The sequence below is a fragment of the Pseudomonas sp. T1.Ur genome (assembly GCF_023516725.1).
Taxonomy (GTDB): domain Bacteria; phylum Pseudomonadota; class Gammaproteobacteria; order Pseudomonadales; family Pseudomonadaceae; genus Aquipseudomonas; species Aquipseudomonas alvandae.
Genome location: NZ_JAMGSN010000001.1, coordinates 415,725 through 432,342, shown reverse-complemented (window position 1 = coordinate 432,342; position 16,618 = coordinate 415,725). Strand labels below are relative to the sequence as shown.

17 protein-coding genes, 1 pseudogene and 1 riboswitch are annotated in these 16,618 nt (G+C 61.4%); of the genes and pseudogenes, 8 read left to right on the top strand and 10 right to left on the bottom strand.

Translation table 11 applies throughout. From position 1 onward, the window contains the following. Positions 1-99: 99 nt before the first annotated feature. Together M8Q45_RS02005 and M8Q45_RS02000 are read right to left on the bottom strand one after the other, a co-directional pair. A complete protein-coding gene (locus tag M8Q45_RS02005) occupies positions 100-1,782 on the bottom strand; it encodes a fatty acid--CoA ligase (RefSeq protein WP_249873382.1) in 1,683 nt (560 codons plus the stop codon). A gap of 144 nt (positions 1,783-1,926) precedes the next feature. Further along, positions 1,927-2,556, bottom strand: coding sequence for a LysE family transporter (locus M8Q45_RS02000; RefSeq protein WP_198796258.1), 630 nt, complete (start codon positions 2,554-2,556; stop codon positions 1,927-1,929). 443 nt (positions 2,557-2,999) lie between these two features. On the opposite strand from M8Q45_RS02000, the gene M8Q45_RS01995 reads away from it, so the two are divergent. The 3 genes from M8Q45_RS01995 (at position 3,000) to M8Q45_RS01985 (ending at position 5,827) form a co-directional block, all read left to right on the top strand. Continuing rightward, complete coding sequence (locus M8Q45_RS01995) at positions 3,000-3,965, top strand: 2-hydroxyacid dehydrogenase (RefSeq protein WP_249873381.1); 966 nt, start codon at positions 3,000-3,002, stop codon at positions 3,963-3,965. A gap of 33 nt (positions 3,966-3,998) precedes the next feature. Then, positions 3,999-4,997 (top strand): methyltransferase, encoded by a 999-nt coding sequence (locus M8Q45_RS01990; RefSeq protein WP_249873380.1) that lies wholly within the window; start codon positions 3,999-4,001, stop codon positions 4,995-4,997. A 51-nt stretch (positions 4,998-5,048) separates the two neighbouring features. Beyond that, a riboswitch (yybP-ykoY riboswitch) is annotated at positions 5,049-5,170 on the top strand. Between the two features lie 90 nt (positions 5,171-5,260). Continuing rightward, positions 5,261-5,827, top strand: a complete 567-nt coding sequence (locus M8Q45_RS01985; protein WP_249873379.1) for a TMEM165/GDT1 family protein — start codon at positions 5,261-5,263, stop codon at positions 5,825-5,827. A 99-nt stretch (positions 5,828-5,926) separates the two neighbouring features. Here the strand turns inward: M8Q45_RS01985 and M8Q45_RS01980 are convergent, their stop codons facing one another. The 4 genes and pseudogenes from M8Q45_RS01980 to M8Q45_RS01965 all read right to left on the bottom strand — a co-directional run bounded on the left by M8Q45_RS01980 (position 5,927) and on the right by M8Q45_RS01965 (position 8,010). Then, positions 5,927-6,742 (bottom strand): M48 family metallopeptidase, encoded by an 816-nt coding sequence (locus tag M8Q45_RS01980; RefSeq protein ID WP_030138608.1) that lies wholly within the window; start codon positions 6,740-6,742, stop codon positions 5,927-5,929. Positions 6,743-6,895: 153 nt separating this feature from the next. Beyond that, the gene (locus M8Q45_RS01975) at positions 6,896-7,519 is read right to left on the bottom strand and encodes an SOS response-associated peptidase (RefSeq protein ID WP_181287878.1); all 624 of its coding nucleotides are present in this window, start codon (positions 7,517-7,519) and stop codon (positions 6,896-6,898) included. A 36-nt stretch (positions 7,520-7,555) separates the two neighbouring features. Next, complete coding sequence (locus M8Q45_RS01970) at positions 7,556-7,816, bottom strand: putative signal transducing protein (RefSeq protein WP_030138606.1); 261 nt, start codon at positions 7,814-7,816, stop codon at positions 7,556-7,558. Between the two features lie 10 nt (positions 7,817-7,826). Beyond that, positions 7,827-8,010 (bottom strand): annotated as a pseudogene (locus M8Q45_RS01965) (CPXCG motif-containing cysteine-rich protein). Between the two features lie 139 nt (positions 8,011-8,149). On the opposite strand from M8Q45_RS01965, the gene M8Q45_RS01960 reads away from it, so the two are divergent. Beyond that, positions 8,150-9,316 (top strand): 1-acyl-sn-glycerol-3-phosphate acyltransferase, encoded by a 1,167-nt coding sequence (locus M8Q45_RS01960; RefSeq protein ID WP_033864426.1) that lies wholly within the window; start codon positions 8,150-8,152, stop codon positions 9,314-9,316. Positions 9,317-9,375: 59 nt separating this feature from the next. Here M8Q45_RS01960 and M8Q45_RS01955 read toward each other — a convergent pair whose 3' ends face one another. Beyond that, a complete protein-coding gene (locus M8Q45_RS01955; RefSeq protein WP_249873378.1) occupies positions 9,376-9,657 on the bottom strand; it encodes a hypothetical protein in 282 nt (93 codons plus the stop codon). A 317-nt stretch (positions 9,658-9,974) separates the two neighbouring features. Here M8Q45_RS01955 and M8Q45_RS01950 point away from each other — a divergent pair, with 317 nt between their 5' ends. Next, positions 9,975-10,181, top strand: a complete 207-nt coding sequence (locus M8Q45_RS01950) for a hypothetical protein (RefSeq protein WP_047735959.1) — start codon at positions 9,975-9,977, stop codon at positions 10,179-10,181. A 129-nt stretch (positions 10,182-10,310) separates the two neighbouring features. Here M8Q45_RS01950 and M8Q45_RS01945 read toward each other — a convergent pair whose 3' ends face one another. Beyond that, the gene (locus M8Q45_RS01945; protein WP_181287874.1) at positions 10,311-10,895 is read right to left on the bottom strand and encodes a YajG family lipoprotein; all 585 of its coding nucleotides are present in this window, start codon (positions 10,893-10,895) and stop codon (positions 10,311-10,313) included. A gap of 206 nt (positions 10,896-11,101) precedes the next feature. On the opposite strand from M8Q45_RS01945, the gene M8Q45_RS01940 reads away from it, so the two are divergent. Then, positions 11,102-11,335, top strand: coding sequence for a hypothetical protein (locus M8Q45_RS01940; protein ID WP_030138600.1), 234 nt, complete (start codon positions 11,102-11,104; stop codon positions 11,333-11,335). A 735-nt stretch (positions 11,336-12,070) separates the two neighbouring features. Further along, positions 12,071-13,579 carry a malate dehydrogenase (quinone) gene (gene mqo, locus M8Q45_RS01935; RefSeq protein ID WP_249873377.1) on the top strand — a complete coding sequence of 503 codons (1,509 nt, stop codon included), beginning with the start codon at positions 12,071-12,073 and terminating at the stop codon, positions 13,577-13,579. A 111-nt stretch (positions 13,580-13,690) separates the two neighbouring features. Here the strand turns inward: mqo and M8Q45_RS01930 are convergent, their stop codons facing one another. Both M8Q45_RS01930 and M8Q45_RS01925 read right to left on the bottom strand, forming a co-directional pair. Then, the gene (locus M8Q45_RS01930) at positions 13,691-13,978 is read right to left on the bottom strand and encodes a PA4642 family protein (protein WP_249873376.1); all 288 of its coding nucleotides are present in this window, start codon (positions 13,976-13,978) and stop codon (positions 13,691-13,693) included. A gap of 61 nt (positions 13,979-14,039) precedes the next feature. Beyond that, entirely contained in the window at positions 14,040-14,525 is a 486-nt protein-coding gene (locus M8Q45_RS01925) for a hypothetical protein (RefSeq protein WP_217860312.1), read from the bottom strand. A gap of 324 nt (positions 14,526-14,849) precedes the next feature. Here M8Q45_RS01925 and dauA point away from each other — a divergent pair, with 324 nt between their 5' ends. Next, positions 14,850-16,592, top strand: a complete 1,743-nt coding sequence (gene dauA, locus M8Q45_RS01920) for a C4-dicarboxylic acid transporter DauA (protein WP_249873375.1) — start codon at positions 14,850-14,852, stop codon at positions 16,590-16,592. Positions 16,593-16,618 lie beyond the last annotated feature (26 nt).

Here is a 16,618-nt window from a genome sequence, read left to right as displayed (position 1 = left end):
ACCTGTCGGCACGGCAAGGATGGCTGAATTTTCGACTTTGACAAGACAAGCGCTTGCTTGGTGGGGCTGCCGTGCCCTTTTCGGGCACGGCAGGGACGCTCAGAGCGTCGAGAGGAAGGTGCTGTTGTTGCTTTGCCATTCGGTGATGTCGACGCGGATACGCTTCTTGTCGAGCTTGCCGACGCTGGTCTTGGGAATTTCCGTAACAAGGGCGATCTGGCTCGGGATTGCCCACTTGCTCAAGTGGCCCAATTCCACGAATGGCTTGAGGTGTTCCTTGAGCTCGCGAGCGCCGATCTGATGCCCTTCGCGAATCACCAGCAAGGCAAATGGCCGCTCGCCCCACTGCGGATCGGGAATACCGACCACTGCTACTTCGCGTACCGCCGCGTGCCGGCTGATGAGGTCTTCAAGGTCCAGGGACGAGATCCATTCGCCGCCAGTCTTGATCACATCCTTGATGCGGTCGCGAATGTCGATGAAGCCCATGCCGTCGAGCGTGGCGACATCGCCGGTGTGCAACCAGCCGCCGCTCCAGAGCTCGGCGCCCTTCTGCGGTTCGTTGAAATATCCTTCGGTGAGCCATGGCGCGCGCAACACCAACTCGCCCTGGGTCTCGCCGTCGGCCGGCAGGAAGCGGCCCTCGCCGTCGACAATCGCCGCCTCCACCAGCGGCCCCGGCACGCCAGCCTTGATCCGGTAGGTGATGCGTTCATCTTCGCTGCCGGCCATGAGTTCGTCGTTGAGGTGGGCGCAGGACACCAGTGGGCCGGTCTCGGACATGCCGTAGGCGGCGGTGAGCTGGATGCCCTTGGCCTTCGCCGCCTCGTACAGGCTGCGGTTGAGGGCGCTGCCGCCGATGACGATTTTCCAGCCGCCGAAATCGGTGTCCTGGGCGCCCTTGGCGTTGAGCACCATCTGCAGGATGGTCGGCACGCAGTGGGAAAAGGTGACCTTTTCCTTGCGCCACAGCGCCACCAGGAACTCCGGGTCGTAACGACCGGGGTAGACCTGCTTGAGCCCCAGCATGGTCGCCACGTACGGCAGGCCCCAGGCGTGGACATGGAACATTGGCGTGATGGGCATGTACACGTCGTTGGTGCCCAACAAGCGCACGCTGTCGATGGCGCCCATGATGGTCGACACGCCCAGGGTGTGCAGCACCAGTTGCCGATGGGTGAAGTACACGCCCTTGGGGTTGCCCGTGGTGCCGGTGGTATAGAACGTGGTGGCGACGGAATTCTCGTCGAAATCCTGGAAGTCGTAGACCGGGCTGGCGCCGGCCAGCAGTTGCTCGTATTCGCCAACCAGATTTGGCAGGTCGGCGGTTTTTTCCGGCAGGTCAGTCAACAGCAGGGTCTTGTCCACTGTGGTCAGGTGCCCGGCAATCGCCTGGTACAACCCGACGAACTCGCTGTTGACCAGCACGAAGCGGTCCTCGGCGTGGTTCATGGTGTAGAGGATCTGCTCTGGCGACAGGCGCACGTTGATGGTGTGGATCACCGCGCCGATCATCGGGATCGCGAACATGCATTCCAGGTAGCGATGGCTGTCCCAGTCCATCACCGCCACGGTATCGCCGGCCTTCACCCCCGCCTCGGTCAGCACATTGGCCAGCCGCGCGACGCGCTCGATCAGCGTCGGGTAGCTGTAGCGCAACTGGTCGCGGTAGATGATCTCGCGGGTTTTCTCGTAACGCGCGCCGGACATCAGCAGCCGCTTGATCAGCAGCGGGTATTGATAGGCGCCTTCGGCTGGAGGAATTACGCGAGTCTGCAACATAAGTGTCCCTTTTCTGACTGCACGGTCTTGGCTGGAAAGTAAGCACTCTAAAGCGCTTCTTCACGGACCAAATCAGCCGAAGGAATGATTTGATCCGCTCGCAAATACCAGCCTTGAGCCATCATCGGGACGGGTTCAGCCCGCTCAGTGGGCCTCGGTAAACGCCAGCTTCACCCCGATGGCAACCAGCACGGCGCCCATCGTCCGGTCGAACCAGTGGCCCATGCGGGCAAAAGCGGCACGCACCCGCGCCTGGCTGAACAGCATCGCCACCATGCAGAACCAGGCCGCCGTGGCGACCGCGAGGTATACGCCGTAGCCGGCCTGGATCGCCATCGGGGTGTGGGGGTTGATGACCACGGTGAACAGGGACAGGAAGAACAGCGTCGCCTTGGGGTTCAGGCCGTTGGTCACGAAGCCGGCGGTAAATGCGCCGCGAGCGGTGCGTTCGCCGACTTCCTTGTGCAGGTTTTCCTCGCTGGCCTTGGCCGGCTGCGCACGCAATGCCTTGAAGCCGATGTACAGCAGGTAGGCGGCGGCGGCCCACTTCAACGCGTTGAACAGCACGATCGATTGGGAGACGATCAGACCGATGCCCAGCAGCGAATACCCCACGTGCAGGAAGATCGCGGTGCCGACGCCCAACGCTGTCCACGTCCCGGCGCGACGACCGTGGGTCACGCTTTCACGCACCACCACGGCGAAATCCGGGCCGGGGCTGGCCACGGCCAGCAAATGGATCAGGGCAACGGTGAGGAATTCGGCGAGGTACATGGTGCGGCTCCTTGCGACAATCTCTGTTGAATGAATCCCGTGGCGAAGGCGCTTGCTCCCGCTCGGCTGCATCATAAGCCGCCGTGCAGAAGCTGTGTAGGCGCTGCGTAGGCGCAGGCGCTGCGTAGGAGCTGCGTAGGAGCTGCGTAGGAGCTGCGTAGGAGCTGCCGAGTGCAACGAGGCTGCGATCTTTCCAAAGACACTTTGATCTCAAGCGAAAGATCAAGATCAAGATCAAGATCAAGATCAAGATCAAGATCAAGATCAAGATCAAGATCAAGATCAAGATCAAGATCAAGATCAAGATCAAGATCAAGATCAAAAGATCGCAGGCTTCGCCAGCGCCTACAGAGGCCAGCGGGAGCAAGCTCCCTCGCCACGGCAAATGTTCTGATAGGCTCGCCACATTACGCCTTCAGTCCTTTCCATGACAGGTACAGCTGATGACCAATACCGCCCGCGCAGTTTTTCTCGATCACCCTTCCCTGGACCTCGGCGACCTCGACCTCGGCCCGTTGCGCGAATGCTTCAGCGAACTGCAACTGTTCGCCGGGACTCGCCAGGATGAGGTGGCAGCGCGGCTCAGGGGCGCCACGGTGGCGATCACCAACAAGGTCGTGATCGATGCAGCCGCGATGGCCGCCAACCCTGGGCTGAAACTGATCCTGATCAGCGCCACCGGCACCAACAACGTCGACCTGGTCGCGGCCCGCCGCCATGGCATTACCGTCAGCAACTGCCAAGGCTATGGCACGCCGTCGGTCGCCCAACACACGATCATGTTGTTGCTGAACCTGGCGACGCGCCTGGCCGATTATCAAAAAGCCGTGGGCGAAGGCCGCTGGCAACAGGCTTCGCAGTTCTGCCTGCTGGATTATCCGATTGTCGAGCTGCAAGGCAAGACCCTCGGGCTGCTCGGCCATGGCGAATTGGGCGGCGCCGTCGCGCGGCTGGCCGAAGCCTTTGGCATGCACGTGTTGCTGGGACAGATTCCCGGACGCCCCGCTCGCCCCGACCGCCTGCCATTGGACCAACTGTTGCCGCAAGTGGACGCCCTGACGCTGCACTGTCCGCTCAACGAGCACACCCGTCATTTCATCGGCACTCGCGAACTGGCTTTGCTCAAACCCGGTACGTTCGTGGTCAACACCGCACGCGGTGGCCTGATCGACGAGCAGGCCTTGGCCGACGCCCTGCGCAGCGGTCATCTCGGTGGCGCGGCCACCGACGTGTTGAGCGTGGAGCCGCCCACCGAGGGCAATCCGCTGTTGGCAGGCGATATCCCACGGTTGATCGTCACGCCCCACAACGCCTGGGGCAGCCGCGAGGCACGGCAGCGGATCGTCGGCCAACTGAGCGAAAACGCCCAGGGATTTTTCAGCGGTACAGCGCGACGAGTCGTCAGTTGATAAACTGCCGCACTTTTTTTCAAGGAGCAGACCATGGACCCGCGCAGTGAAGTACTGCTTCGTCAGCCTGAGTTATTCCAGGGTTCGGTCCTGCTGGCCGGCCTGCCCGCCGACGATCTGCTCGGCCGCCTGCCCGAGGGCCATGGCTGGTGCTGGCACGCCGGCGATCAAGCGGCCCTGGAGGCGCGTTTCCCGGCGCGCAGCCATTTTGGCGTGAACGTACCCGAGCGCGGGTTCGACACCGCCGTGGTGTTCCTGCCCAAGGCCAAGGACCTCACCGACTACATCCTCAACGCCGTGGCCGCGCGCCTGGCCGGTCGCGAGGTGTATCTGGTGGGGGAAAAACGCAGCGGCATCGAGGGTGCTTCCAAGCAGCTCAACCCATTCGGCAAGCCGCGCAAGCTCGACAGCGCGCGGCACTGCCAGCTCTGGCAAGTCACCGTCGCCAACGCGCCCGAGGCCAAGCCGTTGGAAAGCCTGGCGCAGACCTATGAGCTGCCGTTGGCCGAAGGTCCGCTGAAGGTCATCAGCTTGCCGGGGGTATTCAGTCACGGGCGCCTGGATCGCGGCAGTGCGCTGTTGCTGGAGCACTTGGACAAACTGCCCAGCGGCCACCTGCTGGACTTCGGCTGCGGTGCCGGCGTGCTGGGTGCCGCGGTGAAGCGTCGCTACCCGCACAACACCGTGACATTGCTGGATGTGGATGCCTTCGCTGCCGCCAGCAGTCGCTTGACCTTAGCCGCCAACGGCCTGGAAGCCGACGTGCTGACCGGTGACGGGATCGACGCCGCGCCCATGGGACTGAACGCGATCTTGAGTAATCCACCGTTCCATGTCGGCGTGCACACCGATTATCACGCGACGGAAAACCTGCTGCGAAAAGCCGCCAAACATCTGAAAAATGGCGGCGAACTGCGGCTGGTCGCCAACAGCTTCCTCAAATATCAGCCGCTGATCGAAGAGCACCTCGGCACATGCACCATCAAGGCCGAAGGCCAGGGTTTTCGCATCTACCGGGCCAAGCGCGGCTGAAGCATTCTTGAAAAACAGCGCTTGCCCAATCGGATTTGCCTAGGCAGAATCCGCACCGTCCTAGGGGAGTAGTCTCCCGCGAGCGCCCTGCTCGCCCGGCATACGTCAACATACTTGGTCAGCAGACCATGGCGTATGCGGCCCAAGCGTCCACGCAGATGGTCGCTGGGTTTGACAAGACCTATGACACGCACACCTTACCCGGGGCGGGGAGGCTGTACGTGTCATAGCCGTGTCGACCCGCCCCTCTTAGGAATTTCCTGATGCTGGACTCTCTACTCGTACCTACCGCCATCGTTGCGCTGGCCGAAATCGGCGACAAGACGCAACTGCTCGCGCTGATCCTTGCCGCTCGCTTCCGCAAACCCTGGCCGATCATCGCCGGCATCGTCGCCGCGACCCTGGCCAACCACGCGGCAGCGGGCGCGGTAGGTGCCTGGGTCAGTGGGTTCTTCTCCGACTCGGTGTTGCACTGGATATTGGCGGCAAGCTTCGCGGCCACGGCATTGTGGACCCTGGTCCCGGACAAGCTGGACGATGAAGAGGCCAACACGGCTCGCAGGTTCGGGCCGTTCCTGACCACGCTGATCGCGTTCTTCCTGGCGGAAATCGGCGACAAGACCCAGATCGCCACGGTGATGCTCGCCGCGCAATACCCGGAACTGTGGCTGGTGATCATTGGCACCACCGTGGGCATGTTGATTGCCAACGTGCCGGTGGTATTGGCTGGCAATTTCGCTGCCGAGAAACTGCCCCTGGCCCTCATTCGCCGCCTGGCCGCCTCGGCGTTTTTCATCCTGGCAATCGTGGCGGTGTACAAGGCTTTGTAGGAGCTGCGAGTTGCAAGCCTCAAGCTGCAAGCGAAGGCGGTCTGCTTCGCTTGTAGCTTGTAGCTTGTAGCTTGTAGCTTGTAGCTTGTAGCTTGTAGCTTATTTTTTGGCCTGCTGGTAAAGCGGCATCACCTTCGGAATCGCCGCTTGCAACGAGGCGATCCGGCTGCTCGACGATGGGTGGGTGCTCATGAATTCCGGCGGAGCGCCTTCCGATGCCTTGGCCATCTTGTTCCACAGGGTGATCGCGGCGTTCGGGTCGTAGCCGGCGCGGGCGGCCAATTCGAGGCCGATCAGGTCGGCTTCGTTCTCGTTGCCGCGGCTGTTGGGCAAGGTCATGCCGTAGTTGGCCACGGTGTCGGCCAGTGCCAGGCTGTCCTGGCCCAGGCCGAATATGGCGCCGGCGCCCTGCTTGGCCATTTCGATGCCATAGGCCTTGGACATCGCTTCGCGACCGTGTTCGCGCAAGGCGTGGGCGATTTCATGGCCCATGATCGCGGCGATTTCGGCGTCGGTCAGTTTCAGTTGGTCGATCAAACCGGAGTAGAACATGATCTTGCCGCCAGGCCCGCAGTTGGCATTGAGCTCGTCACTCTTGATCAGGTTGACTTCCCAGTTCCATTGCGCCGAATCCGGGCGGAACACAGGCGCCTGGGCAATCAGGCGGTCGGCAATCACCTGGAGACGCTTGGCATCGCTGCTGGTCTTGTCCAAAGCGCCCTGGGCTTTCGCCTCGCCCATGGTTTTCTGATAGGACTGGGCATACATCTGGTTGACCTCAGCGGTCGACAGCATGCTGAACATGTACTGCTTGCGCTCCACCCCCACGGCTCCGCCGCTGGTGGTGTTGACCGATTGGCAACCGGCAAGCAGCAGACCCGCACTCAGCGCACTTACCATCAAAATCTTGTTCATCTATGAAGCTCCCTGGAAACGTGCGCGTATCCTAGGCGTTGATTTGTATCGGCGCCAGATACACAGCGCGAGGATTACAGATTTTTCTGAAAGGCCCGACTCCCGGTGGGAGCGAGCCTGCTCGCGAAGGGGTTGGGACTGTCGCCACAAGATTCAAGCCGGCGTCAGGCACTCCGGCCCATTGAGTTTCGGGTCGTTGACCATGTTCGCCAACACCCGCTCGCGCAATTGTCCCGGCTCGCTCGCCAGCAGCCCTTGCAAGGCATGCAACGGTGTCTCGGGATCAAGCCAGAGTCGTTGGCCTTCTTCGTCCAGAATCAATGGCCGACGCTGGCCAGCCGCCGGCTGGGTGATGACTGCCGTGCTCAACCACACCTGTTCCTGCACCGGATACGCTTCCCAGATCGCCGCGAAAAACAGCGACGAACCCTCTCCCGGCGTCAGCCAGTACGGACGCTTACGCGAACCCCCGCGCCATTCGTAGAATCCGTTGGCCGGCAGCAGGCACCGGCGCAAACGCAGGGCCTCGCGGAACATCGGTTGCTCGGCGACGGTTTCGGCCCGGGCGTGGGCGGGAGTGCGGGAAAGATCGGTCAGCCACGGCGGCGTCAGCCCCCAGCGCGCCCGGGCCAATTCGCGCTGGCCGTCGGCGCCAACCCGCAGCATCAACACCGAATCGTTGGGCGAAATGTTCCATTGAGCCTTCTGGTCGGCGGGGAAGCCGGGCAAGGCCGCAAAGGCAGGGTTCCAGCGAAACAGGGCATAACGTCCACACATGGGGAAACACGGCTCTCATATCAAACGGCGGCCAGCCTAACAGACCAGCGTTCCGGGGTAACTGTCCGGTTCGTCGCCGGGCACCGGCAGCGCGGCATTGTAGGCGGCGATCAATTCCCGGGCGTATTGCGCCTGTTCATCGTCCACCGCCAGCCCCAACAGCCCGTGCATCGGCAACTCCCCCGCGCCACCCACCAGGTCACGGCCCACCAGATGTGCCGTGATGCCTTCGCTGGCGAGCATGCCTTGGAGCAATTCGCCTTCCATCAGGTTTTCCAACTCGTAGATGCGCTGCATGGCCACCCCATCATTCGTTTTCGCTGAAGACCTCGAGGTGCCACTCCTCACCGTGGACTTGCAGTACGAAGGTAATCGGTCGACAGCAAACCTGACAGTCTTCGAATATAGGTCTGGTCGCCACCGGAAAGATCCAATGAAGTCTCTACCTCTTCTCCACAATACGGACATTCATACTCAGCGGCTTCCAGCATCGCGGTCTCCCAAGTGACTTGTGCGTATAATCGCCGGTCTATTTGCAGGGCTATTCTCGTCTGGCTTATTTTCCAGGCCGTGCCCTGTCGTATTTTCGATCGAACCTTTACTTACCCTAGCCGTTTCCAACAAGAGAGCATGATGGGCGAATTCGATGCCATCCGACCTTACGACGACAGTGAAGTCCCAGCAGTGCTGGCACGGCTGCTCAGCGACAAGGCGTTTCTAGATATCCTCACCCACTTCCGCTTCCCGCGCCTGGCCGGCGCGTTCGGCTGGATGCTCAAACCCCTTATAGCGCAGAAGTTGCGTCGAGAGTTCGCCGGTGTGACATCGGTCGCCACCTTGCAGGACAAAGTGGAGTTCTATGTCGACCACACCATCGAGCGCGCCACCGATGGCGTGACGTATACCGGGGTGGAGCAATTCAAGTCCGGCAACGCTTACCTGTTCATCGCCAACCACCGCGACATCGTGATGGACCCGGCGTTCGTCAACTACGCCGTGTACCACGCCGGCCTGCCAACTCCGCGCATCGCCATTGGCGACAACCTGCTGCAGAAGCCGTTTGTCAGCGACCTGATGCGCCTGAACAAAAGTTTTATCGTGCACCGCTCGATCACCGGCCGCCGGGAAAAAATGGCGGCGTACCAGTTGCTGTCGGCGTACATCAATCACTCGATCCGCAACGATTGCGCCTCGATCTGGATCGCCCAGGCTGAAGGCCGGGCCAAGGACGGTGACGATCGCACCGAATCAGCGATCCTCAAGATGTTCCACATGAGCCGCAAGGACGAACCGTTCGGCGAAGTGATCCGGTCACTGAACCTGACGCCGGTGTCGATCAGCTACGAATACGATCCGTGCGACCAGGCCAAGGCCCGCGAGTTGTACATCCGCGCCACCACCGGGACCTACACCAAGGCACCGGGCGAGGATGACGTCAGCATCGCCAAGGGCATCACTGGCTATAAAGGCCGGGTCCATGTGAATTTTGCCGCGCCGATCACCGAGCTGTTCGAGGACACCAAGCAACTGGCGGCGGAGATGGACCGGCAGATCCTCGGCGGTTATCGCCTGTTCCCGGTGCATTACCTGGCCTATGCCCAATGGGCCGATGCCGACCCGCAGCTACAGGTCCCAACGGCCGCCGAAGTGTTCGGTGCCGAAGAACTGGCGAAGGCCCAAGAGGAATGGCAGCGTCGACTGGATGAGTGCCCGGTGGAACAGCGACCGTTCCTGGTGCTGCAATATGCAACGCCGGTGCGTAACCAATATCGGGTCAAGGCGGGGTTGGCGCTTTAAACCTGGCGAGTGTTTTTCGTGGCGAGGGCGCTGGCTCCTCGCCACGAAAGCCTTTGTGATCAGAGTTTCGTGCTGAACCACGACATCAGCAGCGCCACGCCCAGGCAGGCAAAACCGAAGCGGTAGAAAAACCGGTTCATGCGTTGCGTCGCCAGGTCCAGCAGCGCTTCGAATCGTTCATGGCTTTCGCCGCCACGCGCTTCGAGACAGGCCCGCGCTCGCTGTTCGCGGCGGCGCGTTGCGTGCAATACCCAGCCACCCGGGCAGGCAAACAGCAGCGCGAGCAGGTTGATCAGTTTGGCGGGGTGGGCAGCGAATAACGAAAACAGTTGCAACGACATCACGAACCTCAAGCGAAAAACGGACGCCTTGCGCCCAAGACCTACAAATCAGGGCGCGGATTCTACCGAAAGCCCGGCGCGCTGCGCGGCTTTTTCCGACCGGTAACGATTCCCTACGGAGTTGGATGCTTTTGTGGCGAGGGAGCTTGCTCCCGCTGGTCGCGAAGTGGCCCAAAAACCTGACGGTCGCTGCGCAACCGAGCGGGAGCAAGCTCCCTCGCCACAAGTCAGCGTGTTTGCGGATTAATTCCATCCGTCACGGTTTCGTCATATGGATAGGCCACCCTGTCGCCCTCCAAACCTGCACGGAACCCGTCATGCTGCACGCCGAAAACCAGGATCGCCTGTACCTCATCAGCCCGAGCGACGAACAACAGAACCTCGTCGACAGCCTGTCCTTTAACGTGCAGGACCGGCACTGGCTGGTGTATTGCGCCCTCGGCGGCCATCAACATGCTGACCTTCCGGAGACAGACCTGCTGACCGGGATCAGCGTCCTGGAGCTTTATTCCCAGGCCGCCTGAATTTCTCATCCATAAAAAACCCTGTGGGAGCGAGCTTGCTCGCGATGGCGGTGATCAGCCAACATCAAAGTGGCTGACATTCCGCTATCGCGAGCAAGCTCGCTCCCACAGGGATAGGGGGCTTGTTACTTACTCTGCCAACACCTGACCAATGGTCGGGTCCTTGAACAGTCGGGTCAGGGCATCGCTCAACACGTCGCTGACCAGTTTGGTATTGGTCTCCTGGTTGGGCGCCATGCCGAAGCGCTGGTCCAGGGACGCACCGTAACGACCGCTGTAGCGGCGGCTGGCGTTCTGCACGTCGGAGCGGAAGGTCGCGCCGATCGTCGCTTCGGTCACGTACATGCCTTCCTTGGGCGACTGGTATTTCAGTTCCGCCAGGGTCACGGTCAGTTGCGGCGCGTTCATTGCGTTCGCGGTCGGGGTGAAGCCCAGCAAGCGCACGGCCGCCTCGGCCTGGGCCTGCAACTTCGGCAGGATCTGCGCGCCCTGCACCGTGATCACGCTGGTTTCAGGGTACAACCCACCGCGAGTGCCGAGGGTCGGCGACGGACGACCGTCCACGACACGCACCACGACCGGCTGGCCACGACCCACCGGCGCCAATTGGGCGTTGAGCTTGGGTTCCGGGTTAAGTTGCTGCGGGCTGTGGGCACAGCCGACAAGGGTCAGGCTGGTCACGGCGATCAAACCGAACAACAGGCGTTGCAACATGCTCTTCTCTCCAGAATCGGGCACAAACAGGCCGGCAGTATAGCGGTGCGCCATCGCGGCGAACCAGCGTCGCAGCATGAATACCGAAATGTCTGACAAGGGCCACCGTGGGCGGTTCCTGTCACCCCGTTGTCACCCTCCTTAAACCCGCATGTCATGGTCGGCTGTCAGGCTGTCCACAAGTTCCCTCGACACGGTATCCGACCATGCGCTTTCTGATCGATCTGTTTACCCCTCGTCCCCATCATCGCTGCTTTGCCCTGCTGGACCGCGCCGGTCGCTGCCAGGCGTTCAAGCAATGCAGCTTGCAACCCATGGGCGAAGGCTGGGTGGAAATCGAAGAGATCCGCCTCAACTGGCTGCACCAGCCTCTGCCCGTCGAAGCGCGAGTGCAACCGCCCCGTGCACGCGCCCGTAGCCGGCAACTGTTGGCCGTCTGACCGGAAGGCTAATAAAAGTCATAAAACACGACCATTTCCACGCGTTTCTTCGTTACAATCTCCCCCCGATTATAAGGACGTCTCCTGATCGGGCCTCGCAACATCGCTGATGCGCTTGTATTGGCACTTCGCACTGCCCACAGAGAGCCGCCCACACAGATCGAGTGAAGCTGGCGCGCTTGCTGTTCCCGGGCAAAATCTCCGCTTTTCACGAATCTGCAGAGCTGTCATTACGCTCGGTCACTGAGCTGTCTGCCCGTTTTGCCTGTCATGTACTCCATGGGGGCAACCAAACCGGGCGCAGTGCCAGGCTGGGACAGCCCTTTTTGAGGTTCACGTCTTCAAAAGAGCGTGAAAAAACGGGTTTTCACAACTTCACAAGAGTGTGGCGAGCAAATGAAGAGTTTTGCGTCTGAACAAGCACCATTAGCGTCTGGAACAGCCCAACGACACAGGACCGGATATCGTTCAATAACCGGCGCCTGAAGCCTGTCCGCTACGGATTTGGTTGCACGAACGGATGTCTCGGCCATAAGTCGAATTGCCTGCCCGGCGCTTAAATGAGTTCATGTGACTCTTGAGGCCGTGCTGCATGCATCCGCAGTGTTGCGAAAAATTGCGAAGATTCGGACATGGCGATTCCTGGCCATGGATTCCTGGGGCGCAACTGACTTGCCCCGCTTCCTGGCCGCTATGCCGACAATTTGGTGCTGCAGATTTTTGGAGACGCGTTAAATGGCGCATAACGAAGCAGTCGATGTAGTTCTGGTAGGGGCCGGCATCATGAGTGCCACCCTGGCCGTGCTGCTCAAGGAGCTCGACCCCGCGATCTCGCTGGAAGTCGTCGAGCTGATGGATTCCGGTGCCGCGGAGAGTTCCAATCCCTGGAACAACGCCGGTACCGGCCACGCCGGGCTGTGTGAGCTGAACTACACACCCCAGGCCGCCGACGGCAGTGTCGACATCAAGAAAGCCGTGCACATCAACACCCAGTTCGAAGTGTCGAAGCAGTTCTGGACGTACCTGACCAGGAAGGGCACGTTTGGCTCGTCGAAATCCTTCATCGCCCCCGTGCCGCACTTGAGCTTCGTGCAGGGCGAGAAAGGCGTGGAGTTTTTGAAGAAGCGCTTCGAACTGATGCGCCAGCATCACGCCTTCGCCGACATGGAATACACCGAAGACAAGGGTCAGATGGCCGAATGGATGCCGCTGATGATGCCAGGCCGGCCGGCTGACGAAGTGGTCGCCGCCACCCGCGTCATGAACGGTACCGACGTCAATTTCGGCGCCCTGACCAATCAATTGCTCAAGCACCTGGGCAGCGCGCCAGACACCCAGATCAAATACTGCAAGCGTGTCACCGGCCTCAAGCGCAAGGGTGATGGCTGGACCGTGAGCATCAAGGACGTCAATTCCGGCAATACCCGGGAAGTCGACGCCAAGTTCGTCTTCCTTGGTGCCGGTGGCGCCGCGTTGCCGCTGCTGCAAGCTTCAGGCATCGAAGAGAGCAAGGGCTTCGGTGGCTTCCCGGTCAGCGGCCAGTGGCTGCGTTGCGACAACCCGGAAGTGGTCAAGCACCACCAGGCCAAGGTCTACAGCCAGGCCGCCGTGGGCTCGCCGCCAATGTCGGTGCCGCACCTGGACACCCGCGTGGTCGACGGCAAGAAGTCCCTGCTGTTCGGGCCATACGCCGGTTTCACCACCAAGTTCCTCAAGCACGGCTCGATCATGGACCTGCCGTTGTCGGTACGCGCCGGCAACATCGGCCCGATGCTGGCCGTGGCCCGGGACAACATGGACCTGACCAAGTACCTGATCAGCGAAGTGATGCAGTCCATGGAGCAGCGCCTGGAATCCTTGCGCCGCTTCTACCCCGAGGCGAAAGCCGAAGACTGGCGCCTGGAAGTGGCCGGCCAACGGGTGCAAATCATCAAGAAAGACCCGAAGAAAGGCGGCATCCTGCAATTCGGCACCGAACTGGTGGCGGCCAAGGACGGCAGCCTCGCCGCCTTGCTCGGCGCTTCGCCAGGTGCTTCGGTGACCGTGTCGATCATGCTGGAACTGATCGAGCGCTGCTTCCCGGAAAAAGCCAAGGGCGAATGGGCCACCAAGCTCGCGGAAATCTTCCCGGCCCGGGAAAAAGTGCTGGAAACCGACGCGGCGCTGTATCGCAAGATCAATGCGCAGAACAACATTGCGCTGGAATTGGTTGAAGAAAGCAGCGAGACCCAAAGCTACGCTTGATTCGATCGGCTAGAAAAACGCCCCGTTCTCCATGAGAGCGGGGCGTTTTTTTTAGGATCTTGTGGCGAGGGAGCTTGCTCCCGCTGGCCTGCGAAGCAGGTCTTCAGCCTGTCAGCCACGCGCCTTTTTAATCAACTCGATGTATTCCTCGGCATTGCGCTGATCCTGGACCAACGCAACGAAATCGTTGCCTTGCTCGTCCTTGCCATTGAGGTCGTAGCCCGCCTCGACGAAAAACACCAGGAAGCGCTCGAAGTCATCGACACGCAGCCCACGGTAGGCCTTGATCAGTTTGTGCAGCGACGGCGACGTGGCATCGATCGGTTCAAAATTGAGGAACAGCTTGATCTGTTCATCGCCAATCTCGTCACCAATCACTTGTTTCTTGTCTTTACGCATTGCCGGCTCCAGCTCGCACAGTTCACGGGGCGGGCAGTTTACCCCTGCCAGGCGTCGCGGCTCAACGCGGGCGTGCGGTGCCAGTGTGCAGGTCGGCCCAGATGTGACCGTTGGCGTAGCTGAGAAACTGCACGTAGACCGTGTCGTTGCGCAGCAGATCGATGACGACTCGGTACTGGGCCTGTGGATAAGACAGGGTCAGGGTCTTGCTTGCCTCGTCGAACACCGGTTTCTTCAGGCTTTTGCTTTCGCCATCGAAATTGAGGATGACCTGGCTGATGGTCGCGCCCTTGTTCAAGGGTTTGCCTTTGAGCCGCACCATCAAGGGCGAGGTGACCGGGATCGGTTGTTGATTGGACGGTCGCTGGTTGCCCAGCACCACCGAATACTCCGTGACTTGCAGCAACTGCTGCTGTTCGGGCTGTTCCTGGCGCGCCACCAGGTCATCGGGGGGCAGGAACTGGCTGTGCATCGGCGCGGCCATGGCTGTCATGGGCAGGCTGGCTATCAATAGCAGAGTGGCGCAGCGGTGGATCGATACACGCATGACAGGCTCCAGAGACTTGGCTGGGCACGCTAGCATCCGTGGAAAAAATAAGCGACCCGGGTCAATACATCCAGGTGTCTGGCACGGCATACTCGAAGGGCCATCAGCGTGACTTCACTTGTGGCGAGGGAGCTTGCTCCCGCTGGGACGGTCCGACGCTTCGGGCGCAGCCGCCCCAAATAGGCCAACGCAACCATCCAGACGGAACGCGTCTGCCGATTTTACGACGGCTTCGCCGCCGAGCGGGAGCAAGTTCCCTCGCCACAGGGAACGTCACTTGCAGTTCCAGGCGTTTCACTCCGTTCAATTTCGTGTGGAGTCTCCATGTCCTTCTCCGCCCCACCGCTGTTTGCCGCCTGGCGCCAAGCCTGGCGTGCCGGTTACACCCTTGAACGCCTGCGCGGCGATCTGGTGGCCGGGCTCACTGTGGGCATCATCGCCATCCCCCTGGCCATGGCGCTGGCCATCGCCGTTGGCGTCCCGCCCCAGCATGGCCTGTACACGGTGCTGGTGGCGGCGCCACTGATCGCCCTGACCGGCGGCTCGCGTTTCAATGTGAGCGGGCCGACGGCTGCCTTTGTCGTCATCCTGCTGCCCATCACCCAGCAATACGGATTGGGCGGCCTGCTGTTGTGCACGATGCTCGCCGGCCTGATCCTGATCGCCTTGGGATTGATGCGCGCCGGGCGGCTGATCCAATACATCCCCTATCCCGTGATCCTCGGTTTCACCGCCGGGATCGGCGTGGTGATCGCCACGCTGCAACTCAAGGACCTGTTGGGACTGACCACCGCAGGCCACGCCAAGCACTACATCGAACAGCTCGGCGAACTGGTCGTCGCGTTGCCCAGTGCCCATCTTGGCGATGGCATCATCGGCGCCGCGTGCCTGGCCGTGCTGGTTGCCTGGCCACGCTGGGTACCCAGGGTGCCGGGGCATCTGGTGGCCTTGCTGGTGGGCGCGCTGTTGGGGCTGGCGATGGAGCGCGGCGGATGGCCAATCGCGACGTTGGGCGAGCGCTTCAGCTATGTCGTCGATGGCATCGCCTATCCCGGCATCCCGCCTTTCCTGCCGAGCTTCGACTGGCCGTGGAACCTGCCGGACAGCCAAGGTCATGGGCTGGTGCTTTCCTATGACCTGTTCCGCCAATTGCTGGGGCCGGCGTTTGCCATCGCCATGCTCGGTGCCATCGAATCGTTGTTGTGCGCGGTAGTGGCGGACGGCATGACCGGCAGCAAGCATGACCCGAACGCCGAGCTGATGGGCCAGGGCCTGGGCAATCTGGTCGCGCCGCTGTTCGGCGGCATCACCGCCACCGCCGCCATCGCCCGTAGCGCCACCAACGTGCGCAGCGGCGCGACTTCACCGCTGGCGGCGATCATCCACAGCCTGGTGGTATTGGTGGCGATTGTGTTGCTGGCGCCGCTGTTCAGCTACTTGCCCATGGCCGCGCTGGCGGCGTTGCTGGTGATGGTGGCCTGGAACATGAGCGAGGCCGGGCATGTGCTGCACACGCTGCGTATCGCGCCGCGCAGCGATGTGCTGGTCCTGTTGACCTGCCTGAGCCTGACCGTGCTGTTCGACATGGTGATGGCCGTCGCCGTCGGCCTGTTGCTGGCGGCCGGACTGTTTATCAAGCGCATGAGCGAACTGACCGACAGCGCCGAGCTGCCGCGCCATGTCCATCAAGCGCTGCTGGACATGCCCGAGCATGTTCGCTGCTATGCCATTCGCGGGCCGCTGTTCTTTGGCGCAGCGGAAAAAGCCCTGGACGTGCTGCGCAAGTTCGACCCGGGTGTTCGGGTGGTGGTCGTGGAAATGAGCGCCGTACCGATGCTGGACATGACCGCCCTGGCCGCGTTTGAAAATATCCTGAGGGATTACCGCAAGCAGGGCATCGGCCTGATCCTGGTCGCGACCGCGCCGAGGGTACGCCTGAAACTGCGCCGCGCTGGCATACACCGTGAGCAGCGCCAATTGGCGTATGTGCAGACCTTGGAACAGGCGCGGGTCAAGAGCGAGAAATGGCTCGCTGCCGACAGCACGGCTCATTCAAGACTGGTTTGATCTGCACCAGAGATTGCTCCCGCTTG